Below are 11,292 nucleotides of genomic sequence, written 5' to 3' on the forward strand. Positions count from 1 at the left end.
CTAATAATTTACAAAGGATTAAAATGCAATAAAGTCTATTTAAGTCGTATGAGTTATTTTTTTGGCCTAAATGTTATTTTTCGAAGATCCAGTAATGCACCTCCTTTAAATTCCTTAGCTGGCCTGAATACCACTTTTTGATAGCCTTTTTCCAATTCTAACTCTCCAATCTCCATCTTGCGGAATGTTTCCCAGGATCCAGTCTTTTTGACAGCTCCTTCTACTTCGTCAGTTTCAGTCTCCAATATAAAATTTTTTCCTGACTCTTCATCCGACACTGACCATTCCATCTCTACTGCGTATTTTCCTGGCATGGACACATCCATTTCCCATTCAACATAGTCCTTTCCTGTAAACCACCCAAAAGCCTCCCACTCAGGCATATATTCTATTTCAGGTCCAATCCCTCTTCCATTTATTGCCCGCAACTCAATAGGTTCATTACTGGAAGAATATGTTATTTGTGGAATATTAATGCTTCCCAACATTTCATCTCTCTTTTCTTTGACATATTGTCCGACTGTCCCTACGGGTGCAATCCAAATACCATTGGCTGAATCCTTGGCGTATTCGCATAATTGGCGTAACATCGATAAATAAGTAGTCTGATTGCCCTGATCCGAGGTTTCATGTCCTGCAAGAATCAGCCATTGCCCTTTTTTAGAAGCCGTTTCAATTAAATCGAGAATTTCTTTGAAATCCTTATTATCCATTTTCATTCCTGTCAATGCTGCCATATCGCAATACCACGGATCAACCGGTGCTTCACTCAGCCATTCTCTTCCTGTCAAAAACAGTTCTGATATGAGTGGAATAAAACTTTGTGACTTAGCCCCCTTTCCAATTGTTGTTTGTCCACAGGGGTATGCATAGGAAACCATCTCTACTCCCAGTATCTCTTGAATTTCATGATTTGCTTGTTCCAATTCCTTTTTCATTCTGTCCATAGTATAATCTTCCAAAGGCTGGGTCCAACCAAAATTGCCACTACAAGGATGATGAACAGAATGGTTAGCAATTTCATGTCCCCACTTTACAGTGGCTTCCCATCCGGGCACATTGGCCTTGACACGATCGGGGAGGACATAGAATGTAGCTTGAACGTCGTATTCATTAAGCAAAGCAGCTCCTGTTGGATTACTGGCACGTGCATCATCAAAACTTATGCTCAAAGCCATCCGCTTCCCGTCAGGCCATGGAAAATCAGGTTTTTGAGCAAACCCTGATTGCTGGTAAACAATTAATACTAATACCAGTGAAATTCTTCGAAGATGAATATTGATTAGAGTCCGCATAATTATAGAGTTTTAAAATGTATTATTTACTTAACAATTCACCTTCCAGGTAAGCAGAGACTGTTTCGACTAATTGTCTCCCTGCTTCAGGTCTGTAGGGTGAAACCGTTGGCTCATATCCTCCATAACCCACTTCTTCTTCGGTTAACATATATCCGAGCCAACCATTTGTATATCCAAAATAAAAGGTATAAGGAAAGGGTGAACGGTCACGAATTTCATTTGATAATTCACAAAATAATTCCAGGGGCGCTGCCCATATCCCAATATCCTTATTGATCTTCAAAAATTGTATCGGGAGTAATATTGTATTTTGTCCATTTGCTGTTTGTTCATTAAACTTATCTAAATCTGAAGGCCAGCCCAACCCTTCTTTCCGTGGTGTCTTCATAATTAACTCTCCAAACTCAAAATGAACATCATTTCGGTTAGCAACAATCGCTTCCTGGGCTTGCAAAATTTTGTCTCCCAATAAAACTTTGAATTCCTCCAAATGACCAGCACCAGGACTTGGATATACACTATAAATAGGAGCTATATTTCCTGCTGCCCCATTAATAAACAGTAAAGGAGCACCTGTTTTTTCTTCCACATATTGAGAAACGACGCCTGGGGCATCCCCACTGATTAACAGATTTTGACCGCTCATTACCGTTCCGTGAATCGCATAATTGGAAAGAAGAGCAATAGGATCACCACTTCCCTTCTCCACAATTTTCAAAATACCGATCTTCCTATCTACCGGACCATCGGGATTCATTCCCAACCTGGTATGACCATTTATGTCTCGAGCTCTTCTATTAATATTGGCTTGGGAAAATCCCCAACCTACTCCAAATTCCGAGGGTTGCACCAACCTCCTGGCCTCTCTTAATCCCGACAACAATTCCCTTACCGTAAAATTAGTATAAGCTGTATCAAAGTTATGCTCATATCTATTTCCAAGGAATACTTCGGGCAACCCGGGAGGTCCAACCTCAGGGGCAGAATGCGTATGGGTCACACTCCACCAAAATTGGTTTCCATTAATCCCAAATTCTTTCATCACCATGGCCTTTACTCGTTCATATTCGGATGGTGAAACCAGACAAATATCACTCGACACCAGAAAAAATTCACTTTTTCCATCATCCATAACCAAAATTCTATGGTAAATCGAATCATTAACACCTGTAGACGTTCGAGCCCCGTAGCCCAATAAATTCTGTGAATTATCAGGTGTAATATTTCTTTTAACTACAGCCGATTGAAAAATTTGGCTACTACCTGGAGTTGGATTTATTCCTAAACTAAAAATAATTAACAAACTCAATATTCCTAAATTCCATCTCATGATACTTTCAGTTTAATTGTTTAATAAATGTTAAGAGGTCCGACATTGCTTGAACATCGATTTGATTTTCTAATCCAGTGGGCATAACTGATATGTTCCTGGACTCAAGACGCTCAATATTTTCTCTGCCAATGACTTCATCTTCATTCCCGAGCACTCTCAAAGTAATAGAATTTCCAGTTTCAGAAGAAATTATTCCCTGCTTCACCTCCCCATTCTTCAAGGTAACTTCCCACAATTCATATCCATCTGCTATAGAAAGACCTGGATCCAATATATCTTTGACAATGGCTTCTGATTTCCTATTCCGGATACTAGCAAGATCAGGACCAAATGCGGTTCCAAATTCCCCACCAATCTGGTGGCATAGGGCGCAATTAAGCTCAAATACTTTTAGGCCCCTTTTTGCATTACCTTCCATATCTTTTACCTCCTGATACTCATCCAAAAGTGCCTGTTTTTCATCGTCTGTAGTTCCATCAGAAAAAATCATTCTTGCCCTTTTTCTCAATTCATCATTTGCTTGAGCCATCATCCCCACTCTTTGTGGCCATTTAATAGCAGAGGGATCCACAAGCTGGTTTTCCAGGGCATTTATCAATATTCGCCGACCTTCTTCTGCAGATAACATAATTTTCACAGCCTCATCTCTTAGTCCCGGAGTCATTGATGGCCATTTTTTAATCAAATATCTAATAAATTCTGTTCCCTTTAACTTATACATCGATTTTAATGCTGCCTGTTGAATTCGCGTATTTTCTTCAGGAACTAACAAACCTTCCAATAATTGATAAGAGCTCTTATGGTTAGCAAGAGCCAGATAGCCGATTGCTCTTTCTCTATCATTCTGAGGTGAGTTCTTCTTTCGAATTGCTTCAAAAGACCTCAAAACTGCATCTGCGGATATTTTATTCTTTGGTAATCCAATGTTTTCAAGTAATAGCAAACTCGCAGACCTAACTTCTTCGGATGGATCTGTAAATACTCCATTAATTAATAAATTTCTTTCTTTGTCCAACCCTTTAGAACTAAAATCGATATTCTTACTACCCGAGTTTATTCCTTGAAGAATGGCAGCTCTCCAATTATCATCTTCTTTTCCAGATGGAGTAAGGCTTTGGCTGATCAATTTCTGGATTTCCTTGATCTCTTTGTTAGCACTAATTACAGAAACTATGTTTTTTATAAATTGGTTATAAGCATTTTCATCCTCCACGAAATTAGCAATTGAAACATCCAATAAGGCACTTAGCTGAGGGTTTTCAGCCGTCAAAGCAGCAATCTGCATCCATTTTTCCGAAATATTTTCAATTACCATTCTTTGACGGACAGCATTTACTTCTGGCAAATCAACTTCTCCCAATGAACACAATAATTGAAAACGTACTCGTATATTAGGATCATTTTCTAGGGCTGTAAGAGCATCCAATATCTCTTTATTAGATAGATAATCTTCAGAAAGGATTATTGCATTTTCACGAACTCCGGCTTCAGGATCTTTCATTAATTCAATTATACTTTCAGGCCTTAACGTCCCCAACCCCTCTAATGTCCAGGCTGCATGTAAACGGCCAAATGAAGACTTTCCTGATTCAATTATTTGCTCCAAATCCGGCACAATAGAAGGGCTACCTCTATCTATCAATAATCGTTGGGCGTTTTGTCTGTACCAACTATTGTCATGGTTTAAAAAAGTGATAAGCTCATCATTACTTAAGCTTCCAAGTTTCATTTCTGAAGGCCATTTAGCTGATTTAGTGCCTTTGGGTGTAATCCGGTAAATTCTACCTTTATCAATTCCATCATAAAGTTTTCCTGAATTGATAACTTCTTCTGCCATCCATTCAGGGTGTTCAATAATCCTTCGATAATAATCTACTACATACACTGCACCGTCAGGTCCAACATAGTGATTAACGGGACGAAACCAGGCATCTTTAGAGGCTAAAAACTCTTTATTCTCATATTTCCTGGATGCATTAAATGAAATACCCGATTCATCAACAATATCCACATGTACAATATTTCCCACCGGTTCTGCTACAAAAACTGCATTCTCAAATTCTTTCGGGAAAACACCTCCTGAATAGGCAGTAATTCCACACGCAGAGGTAAAAACTCCTAAATCAGTAAGCAATTGAAACTCCGGATCTTCTGTTATTGGGAAAACTTCAGCTGCTGCACCGTGATTCGAAATCACCTCCGTGGCATTTGATAATAATAATTGGGGATTGCGGTCCAGGTAGGCAGACTGTATAACCTCCTGGAATATGTGATTTGCATTACTTGTCAAGAAATGATGCCCCCATTGATCCGTAGTATGACCAAATTGGCTTCGACTGGATGTCACTTCTAATTGTTGTTGATCAGGACGCATTCTCATTCTCCTCCCACTTGCATTAACTGGCAATACGGTATTATTTTTTGCGTCGTGAAACCGTATTTCTGAACCCGGATCACTAAATTCTTCTGTATAAACTTTTGCTTTTATGGCCGGTTCATTGGAGATATAAATCCAATTATCTATCCCCAATATCGGGTTATTGAAATTATGTTGGGGGTTCGATAAGGCAAAACCTGATATTAGGGTATCGCGGATGTCTGCTTTGCCATCCTCATCAGTATCCTCAAAATACAAGACATTTGGAGGATCGGTAACTAAAATTCCCTGTTTCCATCGTAATACACCTGTTGGAAACTTTAAATTATCTGCAAACACTTCCGAATGATCCATTTTGCCATCCCCGTCACTATCACTTAAAACTTTCACATTCCCGGATCCGCTCTTGTCCAACGGATACCCGTGCATCTCCACTACATACATTTTCCCATTTTCATCGATCTCCATATCAACAGGATCAGAAATCAGTGGCTCTGAAGCAATTAATTCGATTTGAAATCCATCTGCAAGCCCAAAGGAGGATAATAATGATTCGGAATTTGGTACAATCCTAGATTTATTCTCGCAAGAAAGAAAAACACTTAGAACAATAAAAGCAAATACAATATATGATTTTTCTATTTTCATTTAATTTATAATTATACGCTATAATTTTTCAAAATTTTCTTCAAATTTTCGCCAAGGATCATTTTCTTCTGGGCAGTATTTAGTCTGGCAAAGAGTATAGGGCCAAGACCCCAGCCAATTGGCAAATCCAACAAATCAGTTCCAAATAAAAACCGATCAGCTCCTATAGCTTCTACTACCTCTTCACAAGCTCGAGGTGTTAGTAATGGAACTGAGCATACAAATAAATTGGAATACTTTCTCATTACCTCCGCATATGCTATCGTAGTATGTGCTGTCACAAAACAAGCATTAGTATATTTAGATACTAATTTTTCCATCTGTTGAGATGAGCCCCAATAATGATTAATAATAATCTGTCTGTGAGCATGGGCCCATTTACAAGCGACTTCAATTAATCTACCTTCAACAGGATATCCCTGATAGGATGGAATTAATTTAATACCTTTCATTCCATTTTTGTGCCCTCGTTCCAATTCTTTAATCATTTCCTTTTCACCTCTTAATGGATTCAATAATGTAAATCCAATTAGGTGACTAGAATACTCATTCGAAGCCTCAATCACTATATCGTTACCAAATTTTTCGTCACTGTATACACCAGCAAAACTAAACACACACACCTTTTCTAAACCATAATATTGGATATCTTCAACCACCCTTTCGATCTGGGAATTCGGTACATGATAATGAGCATTGTATTCTCCTAAATGACCATGAATATCAAAAAAAGTCATCTTCTTGGGTCGGATACCAGAACGCCCATAAGCAACATATTCATCCGCCGGTGGAGGAAATTCTACTTTGACAGTTTCAATAGGATGATTCCAGCTTAATAATTTGCGTAAATTATCACCGGCAATTAATTTTTTATTGTCATTGCTAATTTGAGCTGTAGTCAAATTAGTAAGTGTCATATGATGTCCAAAACCCGGCCATCCTGATCCAAAAAGAATCCTATGAGCACCCCATTTTTCAGATATATACTCTATTCCCCTATGCAACCAAAGTGCACTAAGTTCTATATGAAGATTAGGGCAAGAATCAAAAGCTTTGTATAGTAGTCGTTGAGATCGCCTAATTCTATTTTCACTTACAATGACGGGCAATTGTGGCCAACGCTTACAAAGAGCAATTACTTCGTCCCAATTTGTGGCATCTGCGGCCCCTTTTCCATTAGCTTCCGTAGGATTAATAAACACCGGAACTTTGTATTGGGCTAAGGGTTCAATTATTTCATCAATGCACCAGTCTGATAATTTAAAAAAGTACTGATTCGGAAATAAAAATACGGCTTTGATATTATTATCCACCATGGAATTGACAAACTGTGTCGAAGATTGATTGGTTTCTTCTTTCCAGGTTGGGACAATAGACCAGGCGCGATGAAGTCTCTTGTGATTTCTAGTTTCGACTATTATTCTTTGATTACCATCCAAAGGGAAATTCTCTTTACTCAAACTATCCAAAACCAGTGATTCCGCTATTCCATAATGATCCATTTCAGAAAGTAAGTCTTCTGAAGTATGAAGACCTTCCTCCCCCAACTTTAAGTGTCGACCTAATACACAATTGGCATCAAATACATTCCAATGGCCGGAAGCATTTTGAGAAGAATATTTTGGAGATAATATATCATTATTTTGCCCTCCAATACCATTTGGTGATGTAGCAGCCATACCTAATGTAGATACCCCAAGTCCCACCCATCCTGATTGCCGAATAAAATCTCTCCGCTTCGTCATTTCAGTCATTTTTCCAAATTTATTTTCTTTTAAATTTTCTTACCAAGGTCTTGTTTCTGTGCATCCAACATATTTCCCGGGCACTTGATGATATGTAAGAAATTGATTCATTCCAACTTCTGAACTTAGAAAAGCAGATGTAATCAATTCTTTTAATGATTTGAAACCCGGATCGGAATCATCTAATTTTTGAACCAATTGATGACGCTGTTTATAGGTACATTCCAAAAAAGATTGTCCGAACAAACGATGGCTCGTATTATTGATAGTTGAAATATTCAAATTAAAACCTTCCTGCTCCTTTTCAGAAAAACAATCTTGAACAATTTGAGAAATGTATTCACCCACATTGGCTTCTTTGGCACCTGGGGTACTAGAACTCGGGATTATGATCTCACCTAATTCATTAAGTAACTTTATGTCAATGGATGATTTCTCTGACTCTACATTAGTTTCACAGCTAATTGTTATCAAACCATTCGATACGATGACTACACCACCCAATAAAAGGCTATTAATCGTTACAAATCTTCTACGCTCCATAGAATTGAGGTATTTATATATTTCTCCTGTTAAGTTCTTTAACTGCGTAATCCACGGCCCTTGCAGTCAAGGCCATATAAGTAATAGATGGACCAGGTGTTGTACCTGATGAACACATAGCGGATCCATCTGTAATAAAAATATTTTTTACATCATGCATTTGATTCCATCTATTCAATACAGATGTTCCAGGATCATTTCCCATACGGGCAGTACCGGTTTCATGTATACAAGAGCCTGGTATCTTATTCCAATTATAAGTTTCTATATCTTTCAATCCTCCCATTTCCAAAATTTCAGCTGCACTGTTCATCATATCATTTACCATGGCTGCTTCATTCTCCTTGAATTCGCAATCCACACATATTACGGGCATGCCGAATTTGTCCTTTTTATCCTTATGCAAATACATTTTATTCTCATAATATGGCAAGTGCTCCCCCCAGGCCGTGATAGCCATACTCCAATGTTCAGAGGGTTTAGTCAATTCTTCTTTATACCCCCTTCCAAATCCTTCACCGGCTTTCCTTCCTCTTCCTGCTCCACCTTGATACGTAAACCCTCTTACATAATCTTGTTGCTCCGTAGCCTTATTAATATTCCTAAAACGCGGAACAAAAATCCCCGTTGGTCTTCTTCCGAATGTAAACTTATCTTCAAATCCCTTAAATGTCCCTCTAGCTCCCATTCCATAAGGCATATCCATTAAATTATGGCCAAGTTGACCACTACTATTGCCTAATCCAGTAGGGAAGACTTCGGATATAGAATTCAATAATATAGCTGTAGTATTTAGGGTCGATGCATTAAGAAAAATAATTTTTGAATGAAATATCCTAGATTCTAAAGTTTCGGTATCAACGACCCTAACTCCTGTGGCTTTACGCGTTTCTTTATCATAGATAATTTCCTGTACCATCGAGAAAGGGCGGAGAGTCATTTTACCAGTTTTTGCGGCCAGGGGTAATGTTGCTGAATTGCTAGAAAAATAGCCTCCAAAGGAACAGGCATGTCCTGCCCCACAGCTTCCTTTATATTGACACGGTCCTCTATTTCCAATTTTACGTGTATGATTAGCTGTTCTCCCATGAATAATCATCCGACCATCTTCAAACTTTCCTTTTATTCTTCGAGCCACTTCGGACTCCACACAATTCATTGGCATTGGAGGCTGAAATAAACCATCTGGTAAATGGGCCAGACCCTCAATCGAACCAGATACGCCAACAACAGGTTCTACATAATCATACCATGGTGCAATATCTTTATATCGAATTGGCCAGTCAACACCAAAACCATCCTTTGCATTAGCCTCAAAATCCAATTCGCTTCTTCTGTAGCATTGCCGTCCCCAGATTAAACTTCGCCCACCAACCTGATATCCTCTTGCCCATTCAAAAGGTTTGTCCTGAACGTAAGGATTATCCAGATCATTTACAAAATATTTTTTTGATCTTTCATTATAATTATAAACCCCACTTTGTATGGGACTTTTTCTACGATCTTCATTAGTGACTCTCCCTCTATATTTTGTATCCCATGGTGGAATCATATCATCATAATCGACAATATGCTCTACGTCACGCCCCCTTTCTAAAACCAACGTATTTAACCCTTTTTCACATAGCTCCTTTGCAGCCCATCCTCCACTTATACCAGTACCTACCACTATTGCATCAAAAAAATTACTTTTCATGGTTTTTAATACCCGGGATTCTGTTCTAAATTATTATTTCGGTCAATTGCACTTTGTGGAATAGGGAATAAGTAATTTTTTTCTGGATTAAAAACCATTTCGCCTTGAGTAGCTGGTATTACTTTATAGGTCCACGTTCCTCCAATATCCTCAATCAGCATAGCATGCATACTTCCATTTAGTTTTTCCTCTGCCAATCTCAATCTCAGTAAATCAAAATATCGTTTATCTTCAAAAGCTAATTCTACCCGACGTTCCTGATAAATTGCTTCTCGCATTTCATTTTGAGTCAAACCTTCTTCCAATGGTGGCAAATCAACTCTTGAACGGACTTTGTTAATTGCATCATAAACTGACTGATCAGGGCCTACTGCTTCATTCTGTGCTTCCGCATACCCTAAAAGCACCTCTGCATATCGAAAAATAATATAATTACCACTATTCTGTTGGTTATTCCCATTAATGGCATACTGCGGATTTAACCCCTTCCGAATATAGTATCCAGTATTAGTTGATTCATTTTTTGAAGCCAAATCTGTTTCATTCCTGCTACCAACTCCCTGTTTCATGACAATTTCTGCACCAGCCCATTCTGAACCATCATACACAATCGATTCGTAGAACCTTTTTTCTCTAGCTGCATAAGGATTTTGAGGATCATATCCAGATTCAGGATGATCTATCGGTAATCCGTTAGCCATGAAATATTCGTCAACCAATTCTTGTGAAGGATCTACCCCACTCCATGATTTTTGTTGACCACCTACAATCCATGTTCCCTGAAGACCTTCCCTACTTGATCCTAAAGCAGTACCTCCTAAATAAGCCTTTGCAAAAATAGTTTCTTCATTCCAATTATTTCCTTCCATAAATTGTCCTCCGTATTCAGAAAATAAATCATAAACCCCTAAATCTATTACGGATTTATAGCTACTAGCAGCATTTTGCCATCTAGAAATATCATTTTCTAAATTATAATATGGGCTAGCCCAATAAAGCTCACACCATGCCCTTAAGGCAATTGCCGCTCCTTGACTTGCTCTACCAGATTCTACATCTAATGGCAAATCAGCTTCAATGGCTGTTAATTCAGATACTATAAATTCATAAGTTTCTTGTGCCGTATTTCGAGCTCGAAACACTTCATCTCCTTGTTCAGATAGATTTAAAACATCAGTGATTATAGGAACACCACCGTGATGCGTCCACAACAACATATAATAATAAGCACGTAAAAATCTCGCCTCTCCTAATCGCTTAATTTTATATTCTTCACTAAGCTCCCCTGAACTTACATTTTCAATAAACAAATTAGCTTTTCGAATATTACTGTATTGCCCCCATTGGCTTGGAGCATCTTCAGGAGTATAAATTCCACTTTTTATGGTTGTAGTAGAATATCCCCATGAATGTGCACTCATAGAATTATCAGACCAGTTTTCAGGTGGATCATGAGTAGTAAAACTTCCGGGTAATCCCGAATAGATATTATTAAGAAATAAATCGGCATTGGCCTCATTACTCCATAAAGTTTCATTCCCAACCTGAGTCGTAGGTTCGATGGTTAATAAGTCATTACAAGAAAAAAACAACACAAATATTGAAAAACCAATTCCAATTTTAATTATATCTTGATGAATCATAGTTTAATA

The 11,292-nt window shown here is 38.2% G+C and carries 7 protein-coding genes; all 7 read right to left on the reverse strand.

All coding sequences use genetic code 11. The annotated features are described in order from the left end of the window. Positions 1-53 precede the first annotated feature (53 nt). From LVD47_RS04195 to LVD47_RS04225, 7 genes are read right to left on the reverse strand one after another with little or no spacing between them, the layout of a single operon-like run. On the reverse strand, positions 54-1,295 hold the full coding sequence (locus LVD47_RS04195) for a polysaccharide deacetylase family protein (RefSeq protein WP_236974295.1): 1,242 nt from the start codon (positions 1,293-1,295) through the stop codon (positions 54-56). Positions 1,296-1,317: 22 nt separating this feature from the next. Next, positions 1,318-2,628 (reverse strand): neutral/alkaline non-lysosomal ceramidase N-terminal domain-containing protein, encoded by a 1,311-nt coding sequence (locus tag LVD47_RS04200; protein WP_236974296.1) that lies wholly within the window; start codon positions 2,626-2,628, stop codon positions 1,318-1,320. Between the two features lie 7 nt (positions 2,629-2,635). Continuing rightward, complete coding sequence (locus LVD47_RS04205; RefSeq protein WP_236974297.1) at positions 2,636-5,656, reverse strand: PVC-type heme-binding CxxCH protein; 3,021 nt, start codon at positions 5,654-5,656, stop codon at positions 2,636-2,638. Positions 5,657-5,667: 11 nt separating this feature from the next. Next, the gene (locus LVD47_RS04210; protein WP_236974298.1) at positions 5,668-7,401 is read right to left on the reverse strand and encodes an amidohydrolase family protein; all 1,734 of its coding nucleotides are present in this window, start codon (positions 7,399-7,401) and stop codon (positions 5,668-5,670) included. A gap of 39 nt (positions 7,402-7,440) precedes the next feature. Further along, complete coding sequence (locus LVD47_RS04215) at positions 7,441-7,944, reverse strand: gluconate 2-dehydrogenase subunit 3 family protein (protein ID WP_236974299.1); 504 nt, start codon at positions 7,942-7,944, stop codon at positions 7,441-7,443. Positions 7,945-7,957: 13 nt separating this feature from the next. Then, positions 7,958-9,640: a GMC oxidoreductase gene (locus LVD47_RS04220; protein WP_236974300.1), complete on the reverse strand. Its 1,683-nt coding sequence runs from the start codon at positions 9,638-9,640 to the stop codon at positions 7,958-7,960. Between the two features lie 5 nt (positions 9,641-9,645). Beyond that, positions 9,646-11,283 (reverse strand): RagB/SusD family nutrient uptake outer membrane protein, encoded by a 1,638-nt coding sequence (locus LVD47_RS04225; RefSeq protein ID WP_236974301.1) that lies wholly within the window; start codon positions 11,281-11,283, stop codon positions 9,646-9,648. Between the last annotated feature and the right edge of the window lie 9 nt (positions 11,284-11,292).

Source organism: Membranihabitans maritimus, assembly GCF_021729145.1.
In the GTDB taxonomy this organism is placed as follows: domain Bacteria; phylum Bacteroidota; class Bacteroidia; order Chitinophagales; family Saprospiraceae; genus Membranihabitans; species Membranihabitans maritimus.